The sequence below is a fragment of the Pseudonocardia sp. ZF1 genome, from assembly GCF_056835605.1.
On record NZ_JAJNBY010000001.1, the window covers coordinates 1,148,643 to 1,172,133 of the forward strand.

General features: G+C 74.1%; 25 protein-coding genes, 1 other RNA gene and 2 pseudogenes. 19 read left to right on the plus strand and 9 right to left on the minus strand.

Annotation, left to right across the window (positions count from 1 at the left end):
• The first annotated feature begins 11 nt into the window (after positions 1-11).
• On the plus strand, positions 12-776 hold the full coding sequence (locus ZF1_RS05815) for a tyrosine-protein phosphatase (RefSeq protein ID WP_346106834.1): 765 nt from the start codon (positions 12-14) through the stop codon (positions 774-776).
• A gap of 6 nt (positions 777-782) precedes the next feature.
• Here the strand turns inward: ZF1_RS05815 and ZF1_RS05820 are convergent, their stop codons facing one another.
• Together ZF1_RS05820 and ZF1_RS05825 are read right to left on the minus strand one after the other, a co-directional pair.
• On the minus strand, positions 783-1,175 hold the full coding sequence (locus ZF1_RS05820; protein WP_062400607.1) for a hypothetical protein: 393 nt from the start codon (positions 1,173-1,175) through the stop codon (positions 783-785).
• Between the two features lie 7 nt (positions 1,176-1,182).
• Positions 1,183-1,425 (minus strand): ribbon-helix-helix domain-containing protein, encoded by a 243-nt coding sequence (locus ZF1_RS05825; RefSeq protein ID WP_020621780.1) that lies wholly within the window; start codon positions 1,423-1,425, stop codon positions 1,183-1,185.
• Positions 1,426-1,551: 126 nt separating this feature from the next.
• On the opposite strand from ZF1_RS05825, the gene ZF1_RS05830 reads away from it, so the two are divergent.
• From ZF1_RS05830 to ZF1_RS05850, 5 genes are all read left to right on the plus strand, one after another.
• Positions 1,552-2,724, plus strand: coding sequence for an acyl-CoA dehydrogenase family protein (locus ZF1_RS05830; protein WP_482636669.1), 1,173 nt, complete (start codon positions 1,552-1,554; stop codon positions 2,722-2,724).
• A 13-nt stretch (positions 2,725-2,737) separates the two neighbouring features.
• Positions 2,738-3,766 carry an acyl-CoA dehydrogenase family protein gene (locus ZF1_RS05835; protein ID WP_308818221.1) on the plus strand — a complete coding sequence of 343 codons (1,029 nt, stop codon included), beginning with the start codon at positions 2,738-2,740 and terminating at the stop codon, positions 3,764-3,766.
• Positions 3,767-3,867: 101 nt separating this feature from the next.
• Positions 3,868-4,377 (plus strand): helix-turn-helix transcriptional regulator, encoded by a 510-nt coding sequence (locus tag ZF1_RS05840; protein WP_020621783.1) that lies wholly within the window; start codon positions 3,868-3,870, stop codon positions 4,375-4,377.
• A 33-nt stretch (positions 4,378-4,410) separates the two neighbouring features.
• Complete coding sequence (gene prfB / locus ZF1_RS05845; protein WP_073578362.1) at positions 4,411-5,517, plus strand: peptide chain release factor 2; 1,107 nt, start codon at positions 4,411-4,413, stop codon at positions 5,515-5,517.
• A complete protein-coding gene (locus tag ZF1_RS05850; protein WP_476653946.1) occupies positions 5,514-6,272 on the plus strand; it encodes a hypothetical protein in 759 nt (252 codons plus the stop codon). Before prfB ends, ZF1_RS05850 begins: the two co-directional genes overlap by 4 nt.
• A gap of 164 nt (positions 6,273-6,436) precedes the next feature.
• Here ZF1_RS05850 and ZF1_RS05855 read toward each other — a convergent pair whose 3' ends face one another.
• Positions 6,437-7,657, minus strand: coding sequence for a multidrug effflux MFS transporter (locus ZF1_RS05855; RefSeq protein WP_482636670.1), 1,221 nt, complete (start codon positions 7,655-7,657; stop codon positions 6,437-6,439).
• A 67-nt stretch (positions 7,658-7,724) separates the two neighbouring features.
• On the opposite strand from ZF1_RS05855, the gene ZF1_RS05860 reads away from it, so the two are divergent.
• From ZF1_RS05860 to ftsX, 3 genes are read left to right on the plus strand one after another with little or no spacing between them, the layout of a single operon-like run.
• On the plus strand, positions 7,725-8,204 hold the full coding sequence (locus ZF1_RS05860) for a MarR family winged helix-turn-helix transcriptional regulator (RefSeq protein WP_208819916.1): 480 nt from the start codon (positions 7,725-7,727) through the stop codon (positions 8,202-8,204).
• 52 nt (positions 8,205-8,256) lie between these two features.
• Entirely contained in the window at positions 8,257-8,946 is a 690-nt protein-coding gene (gene ftsE, locus ZF1_RS05865) for a cell division ATP-binding protein FtsE (protein ID WP_226355406.1), read from the plus strand.
• Complete coding sequence (gene ftsX, locus ZF1_RS05870; RefSeq protein WP_405419035.1) at positions 8,947-9,849, plus strand: permease-like cell division protein FtsX; 903 nt, start codon at positions 8,947-8,949, stop codon at positions 9,847-9,849.
• Here the strand turns inward: ftsX and ZF1_RS05875 are convergent.
• Entirely contained in the window at positions 9,809-10,438 is a 630-nt protein-coding gene (locus ZF1_RS05875) for a Rossmann-fold NAD(P)-binding domain-containing protein (RefSeq protein WP_482636671.1), read from the minus strand. The genes ftsX and ZF1_RS05875 overlap by 41 nt on opposite strands.
• 76 nt (positions 10,439-10,514) lie before the next feature.
• Positions 10,515-10,718 (minus strand): annotated as a pseudogene (locus ZF1_RS05880) (SDR family oxidoreductase); the annotation flags it as partial.
• 143 nt (positions 10,719-10,861) lie between these two features.
• Between ZF1_RS05880 and smpB the strand changes: the two are divergent.
• The 6 genes and pseudogenes from smpB (at position 10,862) to ZF1_RS05910 (ending at position 15,614) form a co-directional block, all read left to right on the plus strand.
• Complete coding sequence (gene smpB / locus ZF1_RS05885) at positions 10,862-11,350, plus strand: SsrA-binding protein SmpB (RefSeq protein WP_073578366.1); 489 nt, start codon at positions 10,862-10,864, stop codon at positions 11,348-11,350.
• Positions 11,351-11,373: 23 nt separating this feature from the next.
• Positions 11,374-12,333: an amidohydrolase family protein gene (locus ZF1_RS05890; protein WP_482636672.1), complete on the plus strand. Its 960-nt coding sequence runs from the start codon at positions 11,374-11,376 to the stop codon at positions 12,331-12,333.
• 2 nt (positions 12,334-12,335) lie between these two features.
• Positions 12,336-13,586 carry a saccharopine dehydrogenase family protein gene (locus ZF1_RS05895; protein WP_482636673.1) on the plus strand — a complete coding sequence of 417 codons (1,251 nt, stop codon included), beginning with the start codon at positions 12,336-12,338 and terminating at the stop codon, positions 13,584-13,586.
• A gap of 113 nt (positions 13,587-13,699) precedes the next feature.
• Positions 13,700-14,081: a transfer-messenger RNA gene (ssrA, locus tag ZF1_RS05900) on the plus strand.
• Positions 14,082-14,194: 113 nt separating this feature from the next.
• Positions 14,195-15,417 (plus strand): annotated as a pseudogene (locus ZF1_RS05905) (cytochrome P450).
• Between the two features lie 5 nt (positions 15,418-15,422).
• Positions 15,423-15,614, plus strand: coding sequence for a ferredoxin (locus tag ZF1_RS05910; RefSeq protein WP_208819900.1), 192 nt, complete (start codon positions 15,423-15,425; stop codon positions 15,612-15,614).
• Positions 15,615-15,617: 3 nt separating this feature from the next.
• On the opposite strand, the gene ZF1_RS05915 is transcribed toward ZF1_RS05910, so the two are convergent.
• Complete coding sequence (locus tag ZF1_RS05915; RefSeq protein ID WP_345651651.1) at positions 15,618-16,346, minus strand: VIT1/CCC1 transporter family protein; 729 nt, start codon at positions 16,344-16,346, stop codon at positions 15,618-15,620.
• A gap of 65 nt (positions 16,347-16,411) precedes the next feature.
• On the opposite strand from ZF1_RS05915, the gene ZF1_RS05920 reads away from it, so the two are divergent.
• From ZF1_RS05920 to ZF1_RS05930, 3 genes are read left to right on the plus strand one after another with little or no spacing between them, the layout of a single operon-like run.
• A complete protein-coding gene (locus tag ZF1_RS05920; protein ID WP_345651653.1) occupies positions 16,412-17,902 on the plus strand; it encodes a cryptochrome/photolyase family protein in 1,491 nt (496 codons plus the stop codon).
• A gap of 28 nt (positions 17,903-17,930) precedes the next feature.
• Complete coding sequence (locus tag ZF1_RS05925) at positions 17,931-18,449, plus strand: MauE/DoxX family redox-associated membrane protein (protein WP_476653953.1); 519 nt, start codon at positions 17,931-17,933, stop codon at positions 18,447-18,449.
• A complete protein-coding gene (locus ZF1_RS05930; RefSeq protein WP_476653954.1) occupies positions 18,449-19,186 on the plus strand; it encodes a DsbA family protein in 738 nt (245 codons plus the stop codon). The genes ZF1_RS05925 and ZF1_RS05930 overlap by 1 nt, the downstream gene beginning before the upstream one ends.
• On the opposite strand, the gene yczE is transcribed toward ZF1_RS05930, so the two are convergent.
• Positions 19,137-19,769 (minus strand): membrane protein YczE, encoded by a 633-nt coding sequence (gene yczE / locus ZF1_RS05935; protein WP_073578397.1) that lies wholly within the window; start codon positions 19,767-19,769, stop codon positions 19,137-19,139. The genes ZF1_RS05930 and yczE overlap by 50 nt on opposite strands.
• A gap of 100 nt (positions 19,770-19,869) precedes the next feature.
• Between yczE and yczR the strand changes: the two genes are divergently transcribed.
• The gene (gene yczR / locus ZF1_RS05940; protein ID WP_482636674.1) at positions 19,870-21,330 is read left to right on the plus strand and encodes a MocR-like transcription factor YczR; all 1,461 of its coding nucleotides are present in this window, start codon (positions 19,870-19,872) and stop codon (positions 21,328-21,330) included.
• A 6-nt stretch (positions 21,331-21,336) separates the two neighbouring features.
• Here yczR and ZF1_RS05945 read toward each other — a convergent pair whose 3' ends face one another.
• Both ZF1_RS05945 and ZF1_RS05950 read right to left on the minus strand, forming a co-directional pair.
• On the minus strand, positions 21,337-22,827 hold the full coding sequence (locus ZF1_RS05945; RefSeq protein WP_476653956.1) for a GntT/GntP/DsdX family permease: 1,491 nt from the start codon (positions 22,825-22,827) through the stop codon (positions 21,337-21,339).
• Entirely contained in the window at positions 22,824-23,312 is a 489-nt protein-coding gene (locus ZF1_RS05950; protein ID WP_224403973.1) for a gluconokinase, read from the minus strand. Before ZF1_RS05950 ends, ZF1_RS05945 begins: the two co-directional genes overlap by 4 nt.
• Between the last annotated feature and the right edge of the window lie 179 nt (positions 23,313-23,491).

Sequence of the window (23,491 nt, forward strand, 5' to 3'; positions counted from 1 at the left end):
AACCTGGGGTCGTGACCGATCTCGTACCGGACCGCTGGTTGACCGTCGACGGCCTCGCCAACGCCCGTGACGTCGGCGGCCTCCCGCTCGACGGCGGGGGCCGCGTCCGCACCGGCGTCCTGCTGCGCACCGAGTCCCTGGAGGGGCTGGGGCCGGCCGCCGTCGCGTACCTCACCGACGAGCTGGGCGTCGCGCAGGTGCTGGACCTGCGCACCGACCACGAACGCACGACCTACGGCCTCGGTGCGCTCGCCGCGGCCGGGGTGCCGGTGCACCGGCTCAGCTTCATCCCCGAGACCGGGATCGCCCTGCCCGAGACCGAGGACGCCCACGCCGCGCTCGACCCGATGCTCGGCCACTACCTGGCCTACCTCGACGGCCGCGGCGAGTACGTCGTGGACGGGGTCCGCCGGATCGCCGGGCTGGAGTCCGGCACGACCGTCGTGCACTGCGCCGCCGGCAAGGACCGGACCGGCGTGCTCGTCGCGCTGGTGTGCGCCGCGGTCGGGGTGCCGCGGGAGGAGATCACCGCCGACTACGCGCTGTCCGCGACCCGGATCGACGCCCTGTTCCGGAAGTGGACGACCGCCTCGGGTGAGCCGATGCCCGGTGCCGACGAGCTGGACCGGCACCGCCCACGGGCCGAGGTCATGGCCGAGTTCCTGCGGCTGCTCGACGAGCGCCACGGCGGCCCGGTCGGCTGGCTGCGCGAGAACGGCCTCACCGAGGACGAGCTGGCGCGCCTCCGGACCCGGCTGCGCGACGGGAGCGCCTGAGCACGCTCAGGGCAGCTCCTCGATCGGCACCATCGGGTCGAGCTTGCGCAGCGACCCCGGGTCCCCGGTGACCGCGGGCCAGCCCCGCCGCCGGGCGGCGGTGACGACCTGGCCGGTCACGATGTCGTCGAGCCCCTGGGAGGCCAGCAGCAGCCCGGCCTCCTGGGCGCTCTCGGGGGACAGCTCGTGGATCACGGTGTTCGGCAGACCCAGCAGGACCTGCAGTGCGGCGTGGTGCTCGGCGTCGACCATCGACCAGGCGCGGCCGAGGGCGGCGCTGGGCACCGCGAGCACGATGTTCTCCTCCACCGCGGCCCAGACCAGCGCACGCATATAGACGGGGCGACCGGTCGCGAAGGCCGCCAGAGCCGAGGAGTCGAGTACGCGTCCGCCGATCATCGCGGGCTCAGCCGACGGCCACGGGCGGGACCGGGCGCAGCGAACGGCGCGCGGCATCCAGCTCGTCGGCCGGCGGGGGGCCGCCGTAGAGGTCGGCCAGGGTGGCCAGGGAACGGTCCCGGTCCTGCCGTGCCTGCACGGCCTCCGCCACGTAGGCGGACAGGCTCGCCGCCGATCCGCGGGACACCGCGTCCCTCGCCTCGGCCACCAGCTCCGCCGGCAGCGTGACCGTCACCCGCTCGCTGCGCATACCGAAATGCTACTCCCTGCATACCGCCCGGGCCACGGACACGCCGCGGGAGGCAGGTTACCGGCGGGTATGGAAGGCTCCGGGTCGGGACAGTGCCGACCTCACACGACGAACGGGTGCTCATCCATGGACCTGACCTTCACCCCGGCCGAGGAGGAGTTCCGCGCGGAACTGCGCTCCTGGCTCGGCGCCCACATCCCGCAGGAGTGGACCCGCCCCGGGTTCTGGGAGTCCCTGGAGGACTCCGAGAGCTTCCGGCTGCGGCGCGACTGGGAGCGGGACAAGGCCGACGCCGGGTTCGCCGGCATCCAGTGGCCCGTCGAGTACGGCGGCCGCGGCGGCACGCCGGGCATGAAGGCCATCTACGACGAGGAGACCGTCCGCGCCCAGGCGCCGCGCACGGTCAACCCGCTCGGGCTGACCTTCCTCGCGCCGACGGTCATGGCGATCGGCACCGACGCGCAGAAGAAGGAGATCATCGGCCCGCTGCTGCGCAACGAGGTCGTGTGGTGCCAGGGCTTCTCCGAGCCCGGTGCCGGCTCCGACCTCGCGGCGCTGTCCACCAAGGGCGTCCGCGACGGTGACGACTTCGTCGTCAACGGCCAGAAGGTCTGGACCACCAACGCCGTGCACGGCGACAAGATCTTCACCCTGGTCCGCACCGAGGCCGGGTCGGAGAAGCACCGCGGCATCTCGATGCTACTCATCGACATGGACCAGTCCGGCGTCACCGCGCGCCCGTTGCGCCAGATGAGCGGGGCCAGCGAGTTCGGCGAGGTCTTCTTCGACGACGCCCGCGTCCCGGCCGCGGACTGTCTCGGCGAGATCGGTGACGGCTGGCGCACCGCGATGCTGCTGCTCTCGTTCGAGCGCGGCGCGTCCGGCATCTCCCAGTACACCGAGTTCCGTCGTCAGTACGACGAGATCGCCGCGGTCGCCCGGAGGCTGGGCCGCGACACCGACCCGGTGATCCGCGACGACCTGGCCCGCGTCCTGGTCGAGCTGGAGTGCCTGAGGCTGCACTCGATGCACGTGCTCACCCAGGTCGAGCAGGGCCGCGATCTCGGCTTCGAGGCGTCGATGACCAAGCTGCAGTGGTCCGAGGCGTTCCAGGACCTGTGGGAGGTCTACGACCGGATCCTCGGCGAGGACGCCACGCTCGACGCGCTGCCCGACGGCACCGACCTGCGCCCGCTGCACGCCCAGGCCATGTGGTCGCGCTCGGTCACCATCTGGGGCGGCTCGTCACAGGTGCAGCGCAACGTCACCGCCGAGCGCGTGCTCGGCCTGCCGCGGTAAGGGGAACGGACACATGTTCTTCGCACTCACCCAGGATCAGCAGGAGTTCGGCGCCGCGGTGCGCGACTACCTGGCCGAGCGCTTCGACCTCGCCGCCGTGCGGACGGTCGTCGAGAACCCGTCCGACGACGGCAATCCGGCGTCGTTGTGGCGTGCCGCGGGTGAGCAGGGGTGGACCGCGGTCACCGTCGACGAGGAGCACGACGGCCTCGGTCTCGGCCTGGTCGAGGCCCAGGTGATCGCCCGGGCGCTCGGGGCGGGTGTCGCCCCCGGCCCGTGGCGCGGCACCGTGCTGGCCGCCGACGCGATCCGGCTCGCCGGCTCCGACGAGCAGAAGGCGGCCTGGCTGCCGAAGCTCGCCGCGGGCGAGGCGGTCGGTGCGTTCACCACCCGGGGCAGCGCCGCGACCGGTCTGCCGGTCGTGGAGTACGGCGCGCTCGCCGACGTCGTCGTCGCCCCGGCCGAGGACGGCCTGCCCGGGCTGGCGCTGGTCACCGGCGCCACGGCGTCGCCGGTCGGCAGCTTCGACGGCACCACCCGGCTCGCGTCGCTGGGCGGCGGGACCGCCGAGGCGCTGCCCGGCACCACCGTCGAGCTGCAGAAGCAGCTGACCGACCGGGCGACCGTGCTGGTCGCCGCGGACCTGGTCGGCATCGCCCGCGAGGCGTTGACCCGCACCGTCGCCTACGACCGCGAGCGCACCCAGTTCGGTGTGCCCGTCGGGTCGTTCCAGGCGCTCAAGCACGCGCTGGCCGACCTGCACGTCGGGGTCACGATGGCCGAGCACGCGGCGCTCTACGCCGCGCACGCGGTGGACACCGGGCTCGACGGCGCCGAGCTCGCCGTCGCCGTCGCCAAGGCCAAGAGCAGCGACGTGGCGCTCCAGGCGACCGCGGCGATGATCCAGTTCCACGGCGGCATCGGCTACACCTGGGAGCACGAGGCGCACTTCTTCTACAAGCGCGCCAAGCGGCTCGCCGGCCAGTACGGCGACGTCGCCGTCTCCCGCGAGCGGATCGCCTCCCTGACCATCGGGGCCTGACCCCTCCGTGGGCCGCGTGAGGCCACAGTGCACCCCGTCTGCTCAGGGCGGATGTGCGCTGTGGACTCGCGCGCCCGGCGCGGACGTGGGACCGTCGGACGATGGCACCCGTCACACCGGTCAACGCCACCGCCGCCGCCCTCCTCGGTCTGCTCCACGGCGGGCCGATGACCGGTGGGCAGCTGGTGGCGGCGGCCGGTGAGCGGTTCGGGCTGTTCTTCTCGGTCACCCGCAGCCAGGTCTACCGCGAGCTGCCCGCGCTGACCGAGGAGGCGTTGCTGCGCCTGGGCAAGCAGGGCCCGCGGGCCAGCCAGCAGTACGTGATCACCGCCGCCGGCAAGCGGTCGTTCAAGCACTGGCTCGCCACCGGTGGCGACGCCGACGCCGTCCGCAGCCCGCTGGTGCTGCGGCTGCTGCACGCGGGGACGCTGACGGTCAAGCAGCGCACCGAGCTCGTCGCGGCCGCCCGCGAGGCCTACGCCGAGCGGCTCGCGGTGGCCCGCGCCGCCGCCCGTGCGACCGACGACCCCTACGGCCGTCCGGTCGCGGACTTCGCCGTCGCCCACACCCGGGCGATGATCAAGCTGATCGACGCGATCCCCCAGGACTGAACCGGGTCCCACCCCCGCGTACCCTCGACCGTTGTGAACTCCGACGTCCAGGCCGACCTGAAGGACCTCGACACCACGCTGTCCAGCATCGAGGCCGTCGCCGACGTGCCCCGGCTGCGCCAGGAGATCGAGGAACTGTCCGAGCAGGCGGGCCGGCCGGACCTCTGGGACGACGTCGACGCCGCCCAGCAGATCACCAGCCGGCTGGCCTACGCCCAGGGCGACCTGCGCCGGCTCGACGACCTGCGCCGCCGCCTCGACGACGTGCCGGTGCTCTACGAGCTCGCCGAGGACGAGGGCGACGAGTCCGCCGTCGCGGACGCCGACGCCGAGCGCGCGAAGCTCCGCAGCGAGATCTCCTCGCTGGAGGTCCGCACCCTGCTCTCGGGCGAGTACGACGAGCGCGAGGCCCTGGTGACCATCCGGTCCGAGGCCGGGGGCATCGACGCCGCCGACTTCGCCGAGATGCTGCTGCGCATGTACCTGCGCTGGGCCGAGCGCCACGGCTACGGCACCGACGTCTACGAGACGTCCTACGCCGAGGAGGCCGGCATCAAGTCGGCCACCTTCGCCGTCCACGCGCCGTACGCGTTCGGGACGCTGTCGGTCGAGGCCGGCACCCACCGCCTGGTGCGGATCTCGCCGTTCGACAACCAGGGGCGGCGCCAGACGTCGTTCGCCGGTGTCGAGGTGGCCCCGGTCGTCGAGACCTCCGACCACATCGAGATCGACGAGAAGGACCTGCGGGTCGACGTGTTCCGCGCGTCCGGGCCCGGCGGCCAGGGCGTCAACACGACCGACTCGGCGGTCCGGCTGACCCACATCCCGTCCGGGATCGTCGTCGCCTGCCAGAACGAGCGCTCCCAGCTGCAGAACAAGGCGTCGGCGATGGCCGTGCTGCAGGCGAAGCTGCTGGAGCGCCGCCGGCAGGAGGAGCGCGAGCTGCGCGACTCGTTCAAGGAGGCCGGGTCCTCCTGGGGCAACCAGATGCGCAACTACGTGCTGCACCCGTACCAGCTGGTGAAGGACCTGCGCACCGAGCACGAGGAGGGCAACCCCTCGCAGGTGCTCGACGGCCAGATCGACGAGTTCATCGAGGCCGGCATCCGCTGGCGCAAGCAGACCGAATCGGCCTCGTGAGCCGGGGTCGCCGGGCGTCCGCCGTCTGCGGCGCCCTCCTCGTCCTCGCCCTGGCCGGATGCACGACGGGATCCCCGGAGCCGGCCGCCGACGGGGCTCCGCCCGCCTCCGCCGCGCCGTCGGCGCAGGACACCGTGGCCGCCGCGGGCACCGCGCTCGCCGACGCCGGGTCTGCGCGGGTCGACGTCGAGCTCGACTCGGTCACCGGCCCGGTGCGCGCCTCCGGCCCCGCCCGCTTCACCCCGTTCGCCGCGGACCTCACCGTCGCCCTCGGCACCCGTGGTGCCCGGGTCAGGGTGCTCGACGACCGTGCCTGGGTCCGGTTCGGCGGCAGCGACCGCTGGCAGCCGCTGTCCACGGGGCTCCTCCCGGTCGGTGCCGTCGGCGGGATGCTGCACGCCGCGCCCGGACTGCGCGACGTCGCCGCCGCGCCGGGGGCCACCGACGTCGGCGGCGTCGCCGCGACGACGTACACCGGGTCGGTGGACCTCGCCGCCGCACGGGCCGGCGCCCCGGCCCCGGCGGTCGCGACCCGGCTCGACGAGCTCGCCGGGCTGGTCTCGCCGACCCCGCGGTTCACCGCCTGGCTCGGTGCCCCCGACGCCGCCCCCGCCGACCGCGGACGGCTGCTCCGGCTGCGCCTGCAGCCGCAGGCCCCGGCCGCCGGGACGCAGAACGCCGGCGCCGCGGTCCCGGGTGCGGTGACCGTCTCCTTCAGCGACCCCGGGCTGCCGGTGGAGATCACCGCCCCCTGACGACGGCCCCGTGTCCCGTGGCCCGCGCGCCTCGACCCGGGTCGGCGCGGTCCACCGAGATGCAGCTCAGCGGGCCGTGGAGATCGACGATTCCCGCTGAGCCGCATCTCGGCGTCACGGCGGCCGGGCCGACGAGTGTCCGGGGCGGGGCGGGCGGGGCGGGCTCAGCGCGGCGCGGTCGTGCCGCGGGTCAGGGCGGCGAGCGACACGGCGGAGAGCGTGGCCGCGGTCAGCATGGTCACGGCCATCGCCGTCGCGCTCGACCCGACCAGCGGCGAGACCAGGGCGCCGAGGCCGAACTGGGTGGCCCCCAGCAGGGCCGAGCCCGTCCCGGCGCGGTCGCGGACCTCGCCGGTCGCCAGCGCCGCGCTGTTGCCCATCACGAACCCGAGCGTGGCCAGGGTCGCGAACAGCAGCACGAGGACGGGCCAGCGGGCGGCGCCGAGCAGCACCACGACGAGCAGCGCCGCGCACAGCACGACCAGCCCTCCGACGGCGACGACGAGCTGGCGGCGCGGGGCGACCCGAGTGGCGAGCCGGCTGCTGACGATGTTGCCCAGCACCAGCCCGGCCGCGTTCGTCCCGAAGGCGAGGGCGTACTGCGTCGTGGAGAGGCCGAGGGTCTGCTGCAGCACGAACGGTGACCCGGAGATGTAGGCGAACATCATCGAGAACGACGTGGCGAACGCGAGCACGTAGCCGACGTAACGACGACGACGCAGCAGCGCACCGACGTCGGAGAAGGTTCGTCGCACACCACCGGAGGTTCGCGCCGAGGCCGGGAGCGTCTCGTGCACCGCGAGCAGCGACGACACCAGCATCAGCAGGGCCAGCCCGGCGAGCACCACGAAGATGCCCCGCCAGCCGACGACCCCGCCGAGCGAGCTGCCGATCACCGGCGCGACCACCGGCGCGATCCCGTTGATCGCCATCATCAGCGAGAACAGCTGCGCGGTCCGCGAGCCGGTGGTGCGGTCGGAGATCATCGCGCGGCTCAGCACCAGGCCGGCCGCCCCGCCGAAGCCCTGCAGGAACCGGGCGACGACGAGCACCGCGACCGACGGCGCGACCGCGCTCGCCAGGCAGGCGGCGAACAGCAGGACCGTGCCGGCGAGGACCAGGCGTCGCCGCCCCCAGCTGTCCGAGAGCGGGCCGATCACCAGCTGCCCGGCCGCCAGTCCCACCAGGAACGCGGTCAGGGTCAGCTGCGCCGCCGACGCCGACGCCCCCAGCTCGGTCGCCACGGTCGGCAGCACGGGCAGGTACATGTCGGTGGCCAGCGGCGCCACGGCCGTCAGCAGTGCGAGGACGCCGATCCACACGCCGTCCGGCACGGTGCGGCCGCGCGCGGTCCTCGGTGCGGCCTGCTCGGTACCCACGGTCATGACGGTCCTCTCTCCTGCGGTGATCAGTTATGAAAATATATATGAACAGTCGAGTAGTATCGTGTCTGTGACGGAGATCAAGGAGCGCGAGGACTGGGCGGCGCTGGTGGCCGCCGTCCACGACCTGTCGCGGGTGCTGCGGGCGTCGGGCGAACGCGCGGTCGGCCTGGACGCGATCACCGGATCCGAGCACGAGGTGCTCCGGTGGGTCTCGGCCCGGCCCGGGCACCCGGTGTCGGCGGTGGCCCGCGGTCTCGGGCTGCAGCCCAGCAACGTCAGTACGACCGTCCGGTCACTGGTCGAGCGCGACCTCGTCGAGCGCCGTGCCGACCCGGCCGACGGCCGTCGTGCGCTGCTGTACCCCACGGCCCGGGCGGTCCGGCACCGCGAGCTCCTCGACGCCGCCTGGACGCGGCAGATCCGGCGCGCGCTCGGCGACCTGGACGGCGCCGACGCGGTCGCGCTGCGTGCGGCGGTCCCCGTCCTGGACCGGCTCGCCGGTGCGCTCGACCCGTCGCGGGACCCGGTCGCCGCCGGACCGGCCTGACGGGCGTGTCGTCACGGCCCGTGTACTCCGGGCGGCGGTACCGTCCCGCTCCGTGATCGAGCTGCGGGACGTCACCAAGCGCTACCCGGCGTCCGGGCGTCCGGCGCTGGACCGGGTCTCCGCGACGGTCGGTGCGGGCGAGTTCGTGTTCCTGATCGGACCGTCCGGGTCGGGCAAGTCGACGCTGCTGCGGCTGCTGCTGCGCGAGGACGTCCCCACCTCGGGATCCATCCTCATCGACGGCCTCGACGTCGCCGGGCTGCCCCGGCGCAAGGTGCCGAAGCTGCGCCAGCGGATCGGGTGCGTGTTCCAGGACTTCCGGCTGCTGCCCAAGCGCACCGTCGCCGGCAACGTCGCGTTCGCGCTCGAGGTGCTGGGGCGCAGGCCCTCGGAGATCCGGATCGCCGTCCCGGAGCTGCTGGAGATGGTGGGGCTGCAGGGCAAGGCCGAGCGGCTGCCGCACGAGCTGTCCGGCGGCGAGCAGCAGCGCGTCGCGATCGCCAGGGCGTCGGTCAACCGGCCCCCGCTGCTGCTGGCCGACGAGCCCACCGGCAACCTCGACCCCGAGACCGGGCGGGAGATCATGCAGGTCCTGGAGCGCATCAACCGCGCGGGCACCACGGTGCTGATGGCCACCCACGACTCGTCCATCGTGGATGCGATGCGCCGCCGGGTGATCGAGCTGGCCGACGGCGGCGTGCTGCGCGACGAGGCCCGCGCGGTGTACGGGGCGGGCCGGTAGATGCGCCCCGCCCTGCTCACCCGCGAGGTCTCCTCCGGCCTGCGCCGCAACGTCACGATGACCGTCGCGATGGTCCTGACCACCGCGGTCACCCTCATGTCGGTCGGTGCGGGCCTGCTCGTGCTGCGCACCATCGACGACATCTCGGCGCTCTACACGAACCGGCTCGAGATCCAGGTCGCGCTCACCCCGGACGTCTCGGAGACCGACCCGGACTGCAGCGGGCCGACGTGCGCGTCGGTGCGGAGCGCGCTGGAGGCCGCCCCGGGCGTCGGCTCGGTCTCGTTCGAGTCCCAGCAGCAGGCCTGGACCCGCTTCCGCGAGCTGTTCGCCGGGCAGTCGGTCGCCGACGTCGCCCGGCCGCAGTCGCTGCCCGCCACGCTGCGGGTCACCCTGACCGACCAGCAGGCGGGTGCCGCGGCCGCCCGGGCCGCCGTGGAGGGCCGGCCGGGGGTGCGCGGGGTGATCGACCAGCGCGACGTCGTCGGGACCCTGTTCGACTTCCTGAACGGGGTGCGCAACGTGGCGTTCGCGCTCGCCGTCGTGCAGGCGCTCGCGGCGATCCTGCTGATCTCCAACACGGTGCAGGTCTCGGCGTTCATGCGGCGCACGGAGGTCGGCGTGATGCGCCTGGTCGGTGCGACGCGCTGGACCACCCAGCTGCCGTTCCTGGTCGAGGCCGCCATCGCCGGGGCCGTCGGCGGGGCGCTCGCCGGGATCGGCCTGGTCGCGGCCAAGTACGCCGTCGTCGACGACCTGTTCGCCGCGATGGGGCAGGCCGGCGTGATCCCGCCGGTCCGGATCACCGACGTGCTGGTGGTCTCGGCGCTGCTCGTGCCCACCGGGGCGCTCGTCGCCGGGATCACCGGCTACGTGACCCTGCGCGCCTACGTGAAGGTCTGAGCGCTCGCCCCGCGGGGGTGAACGCCGCGGCGTGGTCGCGGGCGAACTCCTCCAGGGTGCGGGCCGGGTGGCCGGTGAGGACGGCCACGGCGTCGTCCACCCGTGCGGCCTCGCCCCGCCCGTAGTGGGCGTAGTCCTCGACCGGTCCCGCGGCCTGCCAGGGCGGCAGCACCCCGTCCAGGGCGGCGGCGAACGCCTCGGGGGTGAGGTCGTCGAACGTGACCGGGTGTCCGGTGGCCCGGGTCAGGGCCGCGGCGATCCCGGCGTGGGTGACCGCGCGCGGCCCGGTGAGGTCGTGCACCGCACCGTCCCCTCCGGCGCCGGTGAGCACGGCCGTGGCGGCGTCGGCGATGTCGCGCACGTCGACCGCGCTCACCGCGGCGTCGCCGATCGGGGCGCCGAACCGGCCGGTCGCGGCGACCGGGGGGGCGAAGGCCAGCAGGCCCTGCAGGGACAGGTTCGGCCGCAGCACCACGTGGCCGATCCCCAGGTCGTGGACGTGCTGCTCCACCGCGGCGTGCCGGCGCAGGAACCGCACCGGGGAGTCCTCCCGTGCCGCGAACTGCGACAGCAGTACCAGCCGGGACACCCCGGCGGTCGCGGCGGGCGTCGGCCACCGCGATCTGGGTGGTCGCGGCGTCGGGGGCCGAGGGTGAGTTGAGGAACGCCGCGTCGACCCCGTCCAGTGCCGCGGCGACGGCGTCCGGGTCGCGCAGGTCGCCCCGCACGACCTCGACGCCGCCGGCACCGGCGAGGCGGTCCGGGTCGCGGACCAGCGCCCGCACCGTCACCTCGCGGCCGGCCAGCGCGGTCAGCAGGTGCCCGCCGATCCCGCCGGTCGCCCCGGTCACCAGCACCGGCGTCGTCATGCCCGTCTCTTGTGATCGTCGATCCAATACGAGAGCACTGCTCTCGCATTGGAGTCTGCATGCGGCGCCGCCGACACGCAAGAGCGGTGCTCCGGCGATGCCGCGGTCGGATACCGGTGGCGGTACGCGGGTAGGCTGGTCGTGTGAAGGAACAGGGCCGGAAGGTGATCGCGCAGAACCGTCGGGCCCGGCACGACTACGCGATCCTGGAGGAGTTCGAGGCCGGGGTCGCGCTCAAGGGGACCGAGGTGAAGAGCCTCCGTCTGGGCCGGGCGTCGCTGGTCGACGCCTTCGCCACCATCGACGACGGCGAGATCTTCCTGCGCAACCTGCACATCCCGGAGTACGTGCGCGGCAGCTGGACCAACCACGAGCCGCGCCGCACCCGCAAGCTGCTGCTGCACCGCGGGGAGATCGACCGGCTGATGGGCAAGACCCGGGAGGGCGGGCTCACCCTGGTGCCGCTGTCGCTGTACTTCAACGACGGCAAGGTCAAGTGCGAGCTCGCGCTCGCCAAGGGCAAGAAGGACTACGACAAGCGCCGCGACCTGGCCAAGAAGGACGCGCAGAAGGAGATCGCGCGCGCCGTCGGCCGTGCGGCCAAGGGGCGGGCCCGGGACCTGCGCGGCTGAGACACCCCGCCTAGGGTGGGGCCGTGGATCTCCCCCTGCCGCCGGTCGACGACGCCGACGTGCCCCGCTGGACCGCCGAGCTGGACCTGCCCGGCCTGGTCGACGTGCACGTGCACTTCCTGCCCCAGCGGATGCTCGACAAGGTCTGGGCCTACTTCGACGACGCCGAGACCCACTACGGCACCCCGTGGCCGGTGCAGTACCGGCTGCCCGAACAGGAGCGCTACGCGATCCTCGAACGCCTCGGGGTGCTCGCGTTCGCGCCCCTGACCTACCCGCACAAGCCGGGCATGGGGGAGTGGCTCACCGACTGGGCCGGTGGGTTCGCCGACGCCCACCCGCGTGCGGTGCGCACCGCGACGCTCTACCCGGAACCGTCCGTGGTGGACTACCTCGGCCGTGCCGTCTCCGACGGTGCGCGGATTGTCAAGGTGCACGTCCAGGTCGGCGGGTTCGACCCGCGCGACCCCCTGCTGCGCGACGCCTGGGGCCTGCTGGCCGACGCGGGCGTACCCGCCGTCGTCCACTGCGGCGACGGCCCGATCCCCGGTGAGCACACCGGGCTCGGGATCTTCGCCGAGGTGCTGGCGGCGCACCCCGATCTGCGGATCGTGCTGGCGCACGCGGGCATGCCGGACTTCCGGGGCGCGCTGGAGCTGCTGGACCGGTTCCCGAACCTGGTGCTGGACACGACGATGGTCGGCACCGCGTTCTCCCAGGCGATCGCGCCGCTGCCGCCGGACTGGCCGGCACGCCTGGCCGAGCACCCGGGGCGGATCGTGCTCGGCACCGACTTCCCCAACATCCCCTACGCCTACGCCGAGCAGCTCGCCGCGATCGCCGGCTGGGCCGCGGCCGAGCCCCGCCTCGGCGCGGCCTTCCTGCGCTCGGTCCTGTACGACGCCCCGGCCGCGCTGCTGGGCGTCGACCCCGTCCGACACGCCGCCCCCGGCCCCGCGGCCGAGACCCCGAGGAGCTCTTAGCCATGGTCAGCCCGCAGAACGACGGGAACGGCGCGGCCGCCCCGGTCGACATCGCCCTCTACGGCGCGACCGGCTTCGTCGGCGGCCTCATCGCCCGTCACCTCGCCGAGCACGCCCCGCCCGGGGTGCGCATCGCGCTGGCCGGCCGCTCCGAGGCGAAGCTCGCCGCGACCCGGGCGGCACTGCCGGCGTCGGCCCGGGACTGGCCGCTGATCGTCGCCGACGCCGCCGACCCGGCCGCGACCGACCGGCTCGCCGCGGGCGCACGCGTCGTGCTGAGCACGGTCGGCCCGTACGCGAAGTACGGTCTGGGGCTGGTCGGGTCGTGCGCGAGGGCCGGCACCCACTACGCCGACCTCACCGGCGAGGTGCTGTTCGTCCGCGAGGCGATCGACCGCTTCCACGGCACCGCGCGCGCGAGCGGCGCGCGGATCGTGCACTCCTGCGGCTACGACTCCGTCCCCTCCGACCTGGGGGTGTTCCTCGCGCACCGGGCCGCACAGGCCGACGGCGCGGGTGGGCTCACCGAGGTCCGCACGGTCGCGACGATGCGCGGCGGGGTCTCCGGCGGCACGGTGGACTCGTTGCGCGGGCAGCTCGACACCGTCCGCACCGACCGCGACGCCCGGCGCCTGGCCGCCCGCCCGCACTCGCTGAGCCCCGACCCGTCGGCCGAGCCGACACCGTCGCAGCCGGGTGACGCGGGACCGCCCGCCCGGCTCCCGGACGGCACCTGGACCGCGCCGTTCGTGATGGCGTCCTACAACACCCGGATCGTGCGCCGTTCCAACGCGCTGCTCGACCACGCCTACGGCCGCGGACTGCGCTACGGCGAGCTCCAGGGCTGTGGTCGCGGGGTGTCCGGGGCGGTCACCGCGGGTGTGGTCACCGGCGGGCTCGGCGCGCTGGTCGGTGCGTTCATGGTGCCGCCGATCCGCCCGCTGCTCGACCGGGTGCTGCCCGCGCCCGGGACCGGGCCGTCGGAGCGGACCCGCGAGCGCGGCTGGTTCCGGATGGACGTGCGTGCCGAGACCGAGTCCGGACGTCGCTACCGGGTGCGGGTCTCCGGCCCCGGCGACCCCGGCTACGGGGCCACCGCGGTCATGTTCGGCGAGGCGGGCCTCGCACTGGCCCTGGGCGGGTCCGCGCTGCCCGACCGTGCGGGCTGCCTCACCCCGGCCACCGCGCTGGGTGACGTGCTGGTCGACCGGCTGCGGGCCGCGGGGCACACCTACGACGTCGCGGCGGGATGACACGCCACCGGGAACCGGGATGATCGGGCGGGCGTGGGGCGTTATGCTGTGCGTCCGCCCGGGTACGTCCGTGCGGAGTGCAGGTGGACTGCGGGTCCTCCGGGATCCGACCAGGGGGTGAACGGTTTCGACTCCGATCGTTGATCGAGGTGAAGCGTGCCGAGGAAGGCGACGATGATCTCGTTAACCATGCGTCGCAAAAAAATAAGTGCCGACAACAGTCGCACTGCCCAGAGCGCTTACGCGCTCGCTGCCTGATTTTCAGGTAGGGGCTGTCGGGCCGGAGGCGTCCCCGCTCCGGTTCCCGACATCATTCAGGGGACTCACCCTGCGGTCCGGCCGCGGAACCGCAGGGAACATCCAACAGCGGCTGGGATCGTCACACCGGCTTGTTCGCGTGACCGGTGGATCCGAGTAGAGACAGAGCGGACTGCGCACGGAGAAGCCCTCGTGAACCGACGGAGGACCCGGGTTCGATTCCCGGCACCTCCACTGCCCAGCGGCCCCGTCCCGATCCCGGGACGGGGCCGTTCCTGTCTCTGCTCTCTGCACAGATCGTTGCGCAATGAAACTGAGCATTGCTAACATTCTCGGCGGGAGTGATGCCGATGACCGCCGTGACCGACCCCGTGCCCACCTACCCGATGACGCGCGGGTGCCCCTTCGATCCGCCCGCCGAGCTCGCCCGCATCCGGGACGACGAGTGCCCGGCCGGACCGGGGGTCGCCCGGGTCAGGATCTGGGACGGCAGTACGCCGTGGCTCGTCACCCGCTACGACGACGTCCGCGCCGCACTCGCCGACGAGCGGCTGTCCGCCGACGCCGACCGCGACGGCTACCCCGCCGCGTCGCGGTCGCGCCGCGTGCGCTCCCAGGGGCGCCGACGCAGCTTCATCATGATGGACGGCCCCGAGCACGCGCGGCACCGGCGGATGCTCATCGGTGAGTTCACCGTGCGCCGCATCGAGCGCCTCCGGCCACTGGTCGAGCAGACCGTCACCGAGCTGCTGGACGCCATGGCGGCGGGGGAGAACCCGACCGACCTGGTGCAGGCGTTCGCGCTGCCGCTGCCGTCGCTGGTGATCTGCCACCTGCTCGGGGTCCCCTACGCCGACCACGCGTTCTTCGAGGCACAGAGCCGGATCATGGTCGACCTGACCTCGGGCGCGGAGGTGTCGGCCGCGGCGTCGGACGCGCTGCAGGACTACCTCGCCGGACTCGTCCGGGAGCGGCTGGACCAGCCGCGCGACGACGTGCTCGGCGGGCTGGCCGCCCGGGTCGCGGCCGGGGACCTCACCGTCGACGAGGCGAGCGCTTCGGCGCTGCTGCTGCTCGTCGCCGGGCACGAGACGACGGCGAACATGATCGCGCTCGGCACGCTGACCCTGCTGCACCACCCCGACCAGCTCGCCGTCGTCCGCGACGGCGACGCCGCGCAGGTCCGCGCCGCGGTCGAGGAGCTGCTGCGGGTCCTGACCGTGACCCACATCGGCCGCCGCCGGGTCGCGACCGAGGACCTGGAGATCGGCGGGGTCACGATCCGCGCGGGGGAGGGCGTCGTGCTCGCCGCCGAGGCCGCCAACCGCGACCCCCGCCAGTGGCCGCACCCCGACGAGGTCGACGTGACCCGCGGGACGAACCGGCACGTCGCGTTCGGGTTCGGGTGCACCAGTGCCTGGGGCAGCCACTGGCCCGCCTCGAGCTGCAGATCGCCTACCCGGCGCTGCTGCGGCGCTTCCCGGGACTGCGGGTCACCGTGCCGGACTCGGAGATCCCGTTCCGCGACGACATGGCCGTCTACGGCGTGCACGCGCTGCCGGTGGCATTCTGATGGCCATGCGCGTGATCGTGGACAAGGAACTGTGCATCGGGGCCGGCCAGTGTGTCGTGACCGCGCCCGACGTCTTCGACCAGGACGACGACGGGATCGTCGCGCTGCTGACCGACTCGCCCGCCGAGGGCGACCGGGACGCGGTGAAGGAGGCCGAGCACGTGTGCCCGGCCCGGGTGATCAGTGTGGAGGACTGACCCTCAGGCGGCGCTGACGCCGATCAGCATGCCGACCAGGTACGTGGCGCCGGCGGCGATGGCGCCGAACGCCAGCTGGCGCAGCGCCGCCGACCACCACGACCGGGAGGTGAACCGCGAGGTCAGCGCCCCCGCGGCGAGCAGGCCGACGCCGCCGACGGCGAGGCCGAGCGCGAGCGAGCCGTAGCCGAGCAGGAACGTGATCAGCGGGATCAGCCCGCCGACCGCGAACGCGGCGAACGACGACACCGCCGCCACCCACGGCGACGGCTTGTCGTCCAGGCTGACCCCCAGCTCCTGGCTGATGTGCATCCGCAGCGCCAGCTCGGGGTCGCGGTGCACCTCCCGGGACACGGCGTCGGCGGTCTGCTCGGACAGGCCCATCTCCCGGAACCGGGCGGCCAGCTCGTGCTGCTCGGCGCGGGGGTGCTGGGCCAGCTCACGGCGCTCGACGGCCGCCTCGGCGTCGAGGGCGTCGTTCTGGGTGCCGACCGAGGCGAACTCGCCGAGCGCCATCGAGAACGCCCCCGCGACGACACCCGCGAGCCCGCTGAGCACGATGACGTCCCGGCCCGCCCCGCCGCCCCCGACACCCGCGACCAGTGCGATCGTGGTGACCAGGCCGTCCATCGCGCCGAAGGTGGCCGCGCGCAGCCAGCCGCCGGAGATGTCACGGTGGGAGTGGTCGTGGTGGTGGTCGGCGAGTTCCGCCTCCAGCTCCGGATCGTTCACGGATGCAACAGTAGGCCGCCGCCGCTCGCCGCGCGGCGCCGCGCGACCACCCCGACACTGGGCCGATGTCGTCCGATGACACGGCTCCGCTCTGGCTGTTCGCCGACCAGCTCGGCCCGCACGTGTGGGACACCGAGGAGTTCGCCGGCCGCGAGATCGTGATCGTCGAGTCCACCCGCGCGCTGGGCCGGCGTCGCCACCACCGCCAGAAGCTGCACCTGGTGCTGTCCGGGATGCGCCACCTCGCCGAGCAGCTCGGCGACCGGGCCACCTACCTGCGCACCGACACCTACCGCGAGGCGCTGGAGCAGGTCGGCCGCCCGGTGGTGGTGCACCAGCCGACGTCGTTCCCGGCCTCGGACATGGTGCGCCGCTTCGTGAAGGAGGGGCTGGTCACCGAGGTCCGGCCCACCCCGACCTTCGCGCTGGGCAAGGACGAGTTCGACGACTGGGCCGGCGACCGCGAGACCTTCCGGATGGAGGAGTTCTACCGCGCCCAGCGCGAGCGGTTCTCCGTGCTCATGGACGGCGAGAAGCCCGTCGGCGGGAAGTGGAACTACGACCACGACAACCGCGAGTCCCCGCCGAAGGGCGCCGAGCGCCTGGAGGTGAAGGCGCCCTGGAAACCCCGCGAGGACGGGATCGACGAGCAGGTCCGCGCCGACCTCGACGCGGCCGGGTACCCCACGGTCGGCAACGACGGGCCGCGCCGCTTCGCCGTCACCCACGAGGAGGCCACCCGGGCGCTGCGGCACTTCGTCCGGCACCGCCTCGACACCTTCGGCCCGTACGAGGACGCGGTGCTGGAGCAGGACTGGGCCATGGCGCACTCGTTGCTGTCGGTGCCGATGAACCTGGGCGCGCTGCACCCGCTGGAGGCGGTGCACGCCGCCGAGCAGGCCTACCACGACGGGGACGCGCGGCTGTCCAGCGTCGAGGGGTTCGTCCGGCAGATCCTCGGCTGGCGGGAGTACGTCTGGCAGCTGTACTGGCGCTTCGGGCGCGGCTACACGCGTCGCAACCACCTGCGGGCCCGCACCCCGCTGCCGGACTGGTGGACCGACCTGGACGCCGACGCCGTCACCGCGAACTGCCTGTCGCACGCCCTGGGCGGGGTCCGCGACCGCGGCTGGACCCACCACATCCCGCGCCTGATGATCCTCGGCAACCACGCCATGCAGCGTGGCTACCGGCCGGCGGAGCTCAACGACTGGTTCGCGACGGCGTTCGTCGACGGGTTCGCCTGGGTGATGCCCGCCAACGTGATCGGGATGAGCCAGCACGCCGACGGCGGCCGGATGGCCACCAAGCCCTACGCCTCCGGCGGCGCCTACATCGACCGGATGACCGACCTGTGCTCGGGCTGCGCGTTCGACCCGAAGGTGCGGGTGGGGGAGAAGGCCTGCCCCTTCACTGCGGGCTACTGGCAGTTCGTGCACCGCCACGAGGAGATGCTGGCGGGCAACAACCGCACCGCCCGCGCCGTCGCCACGATGAAGCGGCTGACCGATCTCGACGCGCTGCTGGAGCAGGAGTCCGCCCGCGAGGAGTTCTGAACCGGCGGGCTCGCTAGGCTCCCCGGTCGTGACCGCAGTCCGCCCGCTCGACGTGCTGGGCACCGTGCTGCGGCTGGGGCTGGCCGTGGTCTGGCTGGTGTCGGGGGCGGTGAAGCTGTCCGAGCCGTTCACCACGGCCGTCGCCGTCGCCGCCTACCGGGTGCTGCCGGACGCGCTCGTCGTGCCGGTCGCGACCCTGCTGCCGCCGCTGGAGATCGCACTCGGCCTGCTGCTGCTCGCGGGCCTCGCCACCCGGCTCGCCGCGGTGGTGGGCACCGTGCTGCTGCTCGCGTTCGTCGCCGGTCTGGTGCAGGCGTGGGCGCGCGGGTTGGCGATCGACTGCGGCTGCTTCGGCGGTGGCGGGCCGGTCGACCCCGACGACACCGGCTACGGCCCGGCCCTGCTGCGCGACCTCGCCTTCGTCGCGGCCGCGGTGTACCTGACGGTGCGCCCGCGGACGCTGTTCTCCCTCGACGGGCGCGGGGACCGGGCCGCGGCACACGACCACGACCGGCGGGCGCCGGCGGACGCGACGGAGGAGCACTGATGGGACAGAGCGAGCGCGAGCGCCGGCAGGCCGCGCAGGCCCGGCTGCAGGCGGCGGGGATCAGCACCGCACGCACCTCGAGCGGGCTCGGTCGCAACCTCGGGATCGGCGCGCTCGTGCTGGTCATCGCCCTGGCCACGGGCGTCTACGTGCTGTACCAGAACTACCAGAAGGCGACCGTCGCGACCTACCCGGTGACCCGCGACGGCGTCGTCGTGAAGGCCGGGAACCAGGCGGCCCCGGTGACCGTCGACCTCTACGAGGACTACCTCTGCCCCGCCTGCAGACAGCTGGAGAGCAGCGTCGGGAACCAGCTCACCACCGCGGTGAACGAGGGCAAGGCGAAGATCAACTACCACCACATCGTGATCCTCGACGAGCGCTCGACCCCGCCCGGTTACTCGACCCGCGCCGGCAACGCCGCGCTGTGCGCCGCCGACGCCGGGATCTTCCCCGCCTACCACTCCCGCCTGTACGCCGACCAGCCCGCCGAGGGCAGTGCCGGCAAGACGGTGCAGGAGCTGACCGCGCTCGGCACCGAGCTGGGGGCCACGGGGGACTTCGCGGGCTGCGTCACCCGCCAGGCGAACACCCAGGCGATCGCCGACGCGACCGAGGCGGCCGTCGCCGACCCGGCGGTGGCGCCCGGCGGCCGCTTCGGGACCCCGACGGTGATGGTGAACGGGGTCAAGATGGATCTGAGCAACGGGGACTGGCTGTCGAGGGTGACGGGCTGACCGCACCCACGGTGAAGCGCGGCAGGAACCACTGCACCAGCGGCCCGACGGCGAGTGCGTAGACCACCGTCACCGGGCCGAAGACACCGCCGAGCGCCCACCCGACGAGCACGACCGTCACCTCGATCGCGGTCCGCACCAGCCGCACCGACAGGCCGGTGCGGGCCGCGAGCCCGGTCATCAGCCCGTCCCGCGGGCCCGGCCCCAGCCCGACCCCGATGTAGGCCGCCGTCGCCGCCGCGTTCAGCACGATCCCGGCGACGGCGTACGCCATCCGCAGCCACAGCGCCTCCGGGGCGGGCAGCACCGCGAGCGCGGTGTCCACCGTGGCCCCGATGACGACGACGTTCGCCACCGTCCCCAGCCCCGGTCGTTCCCGCAGCGGGATCCACAGCAGCAGCACCCCGACCGCGACGACCACGGTCACCGCGCCCACCGACAGGGCCGTACGCCCGGCGACGCCCTGGTGGAACACGTCCCACGGCATCGAGCCGAGGGCCGCGCGCATCATCAGCGCCATCGAGACCGCGTAGGCGACCAGGCCGGCCACGAGCTGGGTGAGCCGCCGGGTGCGCCGCGGCATCCGCAGCGACCAGCGGGAGCTGTCGATCGTCACGAGATGGCATGCTGCCTCGATCGGTGGCCTGTCGTCACCGTGCCACTCGAGCGGAAGTGGATCGGGAATGACGCAGGGGGTCGGGGCGGAGCGCCTCGCCGCGCTGTGCGGTGACGTCCACGGCGGGCGCGGCCCGGCGTACCGGGTGCTGGCCGACGCCGTACGGGTGCTGACCGGCGACGGCAGGCTGCCGTCGGGCACCCGGCTGCCGGCGGAGCGGGCGCTGGCCGAGGCGCTGGGGGTCAGCCGGGTCACCGTCGCCCGCGCCTACCGCGACCTGCGCGACGACGGCTGGGCCGATGCCCGGCACGGGGCGGGCACCTGGGTGCGGCTCCCGGACCGCACCGGGGGCGTCGACGGGGTCTGGGCGCCCGGGCCGGTGGACCGCGGCACGATCGACCTCGCCCACGCCGCGCCCGCCGCGCCCGCGGTGCTGCCCGACCTGGTCGCCCGCGCCGTCGAACGGGGTGCCGCGGACCTGGCCGGACACGGCTACGGCCCGGACGGCCTGCCCGCGCTGCGGGCCGCGATCGCCGACCGGTTCACCGCCCGGGGGCTCCCGACCGGGCCGGAGCAGGTCGTCGTGACCGGCGGGGCGCTGCAGGCGATCGGGATCGTCGTCGCCGAGCTGGCCGGGCCCGGCGACCGGGTGCTCGTCGAGCACCCCACCTACCCGTCGGCGCTCGACGTCGTCGCCGACGCGGGGGCGGTCGCCGTCCCGGTGGCGGCGGACGGCGCCGACGCGACCCCGCAGACCGTGCTGCCGCGGGCCGCCCGGCAGACCGCGGCGCGGGTCGCGTACCTGATGGCGGACTTCCAGAACCCCACCGGCCGCCTCCTCGACGACGACGCCCGCGCCCGGCTCGTGCAGCGCCTCGCCCGCCAGGGCACGGTCGCCCTGGTCGACGAGACCTTCGCCGAGCTGGACCTGCGCGAGGGCGCCACGGGGCCGCTGCCCTGCGCCGCGCACGCCGCCGGTCCCGACGACGTCGTCACCGTCGGCGGGCTGAGCAAGATCGCCTGGGGCGGGCTGCGGATCGGCTGGATCCGGGCCGGCCGCGAGCGCGCCGCCCGGATGCGACGACGGCTGGCCCGCGCCCAGCTGGCGCTGCCGGTGCTGGAGCAGCTCGTCGCCGTCGAGGTGCTGGAGCGGCTCGACGTGCTGCGGGCCGAACGGGTCGGGGTGCTGCGCACCCGGCGCGACCTGCTGGTCGCCGAGCTCGCCGCGGCCCTGCCGGACTGGCGCTTCACCGTCCCCGACGGCGGGCTGGCGCTGTGGTGCGACCTCGGTGCGCACGTCTCGACGGCGCTGACCGCGGCCGCCCCGCGGCACGGCCTGGTGCTGGCGCCCGGCCCGCGGTTCGGGGCCGGGCACGCGTTCACCGACCGCTTGCGGGTGCCCTTCACCCACCCCGGGCCGGTGACGGCCGAGGCGGTGCGGCGCCTGGCCCGCACCGCCCGCGACGTCGGCGGGCCGGGCCGGACGACCGGCGCCGACCCGGCGACCCGGGCCGGCGTCGTCGTCTGAGCGGGGTCAGATCACCAGGTCGATCACCAGCACCAGGACCAGGCCGGAGACCGAGATGACGGTCTCCATGATCGACCAGGTCTTGATGTTCTGGCCGACGGTGAGCCCGAAGTACTCCTTGACCAGCCAGAACCCGGCGTCGTTGACGTGGGAGAAGAACAGCGAGCCCGCGCCGATCGCCAGTACCAGCAGCGAGGTCTGGGTCGGGTCGAGCGTCGGCAGCAGCGGGACGAGGATGCCCGCGGCGGTCACCGTCGCGACGGTCGCCGACCCGGTCGCGAGCCGGATCGCCACCGCGACCAGCCAGCCCAGGAGCAGCGCGGAGATGCCGGCGCCGGTGGCCCAGCCGGCGATCATCGCACCGATCCCGGTGTCGACCAGGGTCTGTTTGAACCCGCCGCCCGCGGCGACGATCAGCACGATCCCGGCGATGGCGGGCAGCGACTTCTCCAGCGAGCCCATGATCCCGGCGCGGTTCATGCCGGATCCGGTGCCGAGGGTGACCATCGCGACCAGCACCGAGAGCAGCAGCGCGACCAGCGGGGTGCCGACGAAGTCCAGCGCGGCGCGCACCGGGTTGCCCTCGGGTGCGGCGATGTCGCCGACGGCCTTGCCCATCATCAGCACGACCGGCAGCAGCACGGTGAGCAGGGTGGCGGCGAACCCGGGGCGCCGGGTGGGCCCGCCGTCCGGGGCGTCGCGATCGACGGCGGCGTCGCTGCCGGACCCGCTGTCCGGGTCGGTGCCGGTGGTGGCGGCGGCCGATCCGCCGGACGCGGTGCTGCTCCCGGCCGCGACCCGGGACTCGAAGAGCGCCGGCGGGGACACGTCGACCCAGCGGGCCGCGACCTTGGCGAACAGCGGCCCGGCCAGGACGACGACCGGGATCGACACGAGCACGCCGAGGACCAGGGTGATGCCCAGGTCGGCGTCGAGGATGCCGATCGCGGCGAGCGGGCCGGGGTGCGGCGGGACCAGGCCGTGCATGGCGGAGAGCCCGGCCAGCGCCGGGATGCCGACGGCGATCAGCGAGACCTGGGCGCGGCGCGCGACCAGGAAGATGACCGGCATCAGGATGACCAGGCCGATCTCGAAGAACATCGGCAGGCCGATCAGTGCGCCGACGGCGGCCATCGACCACGGCAGCGTCCGCGGGCCGGAGCGGGAGACGATCGTGTCGACCAGCCGGTCGGCACCGCCGGAGTCGGCGAGCAGCTTGCCGAACATCGCGCCCAGCGCGATCAGCGTGCCGACGCTCGCGGCGGTGGAGCCGAAGCCGTCGGAGAAGGCCTCCACGGCGTCGCCCATCGACATACCCGCCACGCCCGCGACGAGCAGCGAGCCGATGGTCAGCGCGAGGAACGGGTGCAGCGAGAACTGCGTGATCAGCAGGACCAGCGCCACGATGCCCACCAGCGCGGCGGTCACCAGGCGACCGGCGGAGGCGACCGGCTGGGCCTGCTCCGCGGCCAGGACGAGTGCGGGGTGCAGTGTCATCGCGGGGCCACCTCCGGCCCGGTGACGGCGACGGCGCCCGCGACGATCTCGTCGACCGGCCGGCGGATGTCCAGCGTCGTCCCGGCCTCGTCGGCGGCCAGCGGCTCCAGGGTGGCCAGCTGGGAGTCGAGCAGCGCGGTCGGCATGAAGTGCCCGGAGCGCCCGCCCATGCGCTCGGCGAGCACGGCGGCGTCGCCGGACAGGTGCACGAACACCGTCGACGGCGCGTGCGAGCGCAGCCGGTCGCGGTAGGCACGGCGCAGCGCCGAGCAGGCGACGACGAGCCCGGTGCCGGTGTGCTCGGCCAGCCGGGCGCCGACGGCGTCGAGCCAGGGCTCGCGGTCGGCGTCGGTGAGCGGGATCCCCTGGGTCATCTTCGCGACGTTCGCGGCCGGGTGCAGGCCGTCGGAGTCGGTGAAGGGGACACCGAGGGCGTCGGCGAGGGCGGCGCCGACGGTGGACTTCCCGGAGCCGGACACCCCCATCACGACGACGAGCGGGTGGGGTGGTGGCTGCTGTGTCGCCGGCTGTTGCGTCACTGCATCGGCTCCTCACGGGTGTGGCGGCATCGGCACGCGGACCGGGAGTACCCGGACCGTTGTGGGGACCAGAGTGAGTTATTAGTAGTACTTTTTCAACACCGAATCGGTTCAGGTATGTCGTA

Coding starts and splice junctions, on each gene's coding strand:
- ZF1_RS05950 (WP_224403973.1), bottom strand. CDS start 23,312: ATGGGGGTGTCCGGCTCCGGGAAGTCCACCGTCGGCGCCGCCCTCGCC.
- ZF1_RS05855 (WP_482636670.1), bottom strand. CDS start 7,657: ATGACCGTGGGTACCGAGCAGGCCGCACCGAGGACCGCGCGCGGCCGC.
- ZF1_RS05835 (WP_308818221.1), top strand. CDS start 2,738: ATGTTCTTCGCACTCACCCAGGATCAGCAGGAGTTCGGCGCCGCGGTG.
- ZF1_RS05910 (WP_208819900.1), top strand. CDS start 15,423: ATGCGCGTGATCGTGGACAAGGAACTGTGCATCGGGGCCGGCCAGTGT.
- ZF1_RS05945 (WP_476653956.1), bottom strand. CDS start 22,827: ATGACACTGCACCCCGCACTCGTCCTGGCCGCGGAGCAGGCCCAGCCG.
- ZF1_RS05820 (WP_062400607.1), bottom strand. CDS start 1,175: ATGATCGGCGGACGCGTACTCGACTCCTCGGCTCTGGCGGCCTTCGCG.
- ZF1_RS05830 (WP_482636669.1), top strand. CDS start 1,552: ATGGACCTGACCTTCACCCCGGCCGAGGAGGAGTTCCGCGCGGAACTG.
- ZF1_RS05840 (WP_020621783.1), top strand. CDS start 3,868: ATGGCACCCGTCACACCGGTCAACGCCACCGCCGCCGCCCTCCTCGGT.
- ZF1_RS05825 (WP_020621780.1), bottom strand. CDS start 1,425: ATGCGCAGCGAGCGGGTGACGGTCACGCTGCCGGCGGAGCTGGTGGCC.
- yczR (WP_482636674.1), top strand. CDS start 19,870: ATGACGCAGGGGGTCGGGGCGGAGCGCCTCGCCGCGCTGTGCGGTGAC.
- yczE (WP_073578397.1), bottom strand. CDS start 19,769: ATGCCGCGGCGCACCCGGCGGCTCACCCAGCTCGTGGCCGGCCTGGTC.
- ftsX (WP_405419035.1), top strand. CDS start 8,947: ATGCGCCCCGCCCTGCTCACCCGCGAGGTCTCCTCCGGCCTGCGCCGC.
- ZF1_RS05895 (WP_482636673.1), top strand. CDS start 12,336: ATGGTCAGCCCGCAGAACGACGGGAACGGCGCGGCCGCCCCGGTCGAC.
- ZF1_RS05920 (WP_345651653.1), top strand. CDS start 16,412: ATGTCGTCCGATGACACGGCTCCGCTCTGGCTGTTCGCCGACCAGCTC.
- ZF1_RS05930 (WP_476653954.1), top strand. CDS start 18,449: ATGGGACAGAGCGAGCGCGAGCGCCGGCAGGCCGCGCAGGCCCGGCTG.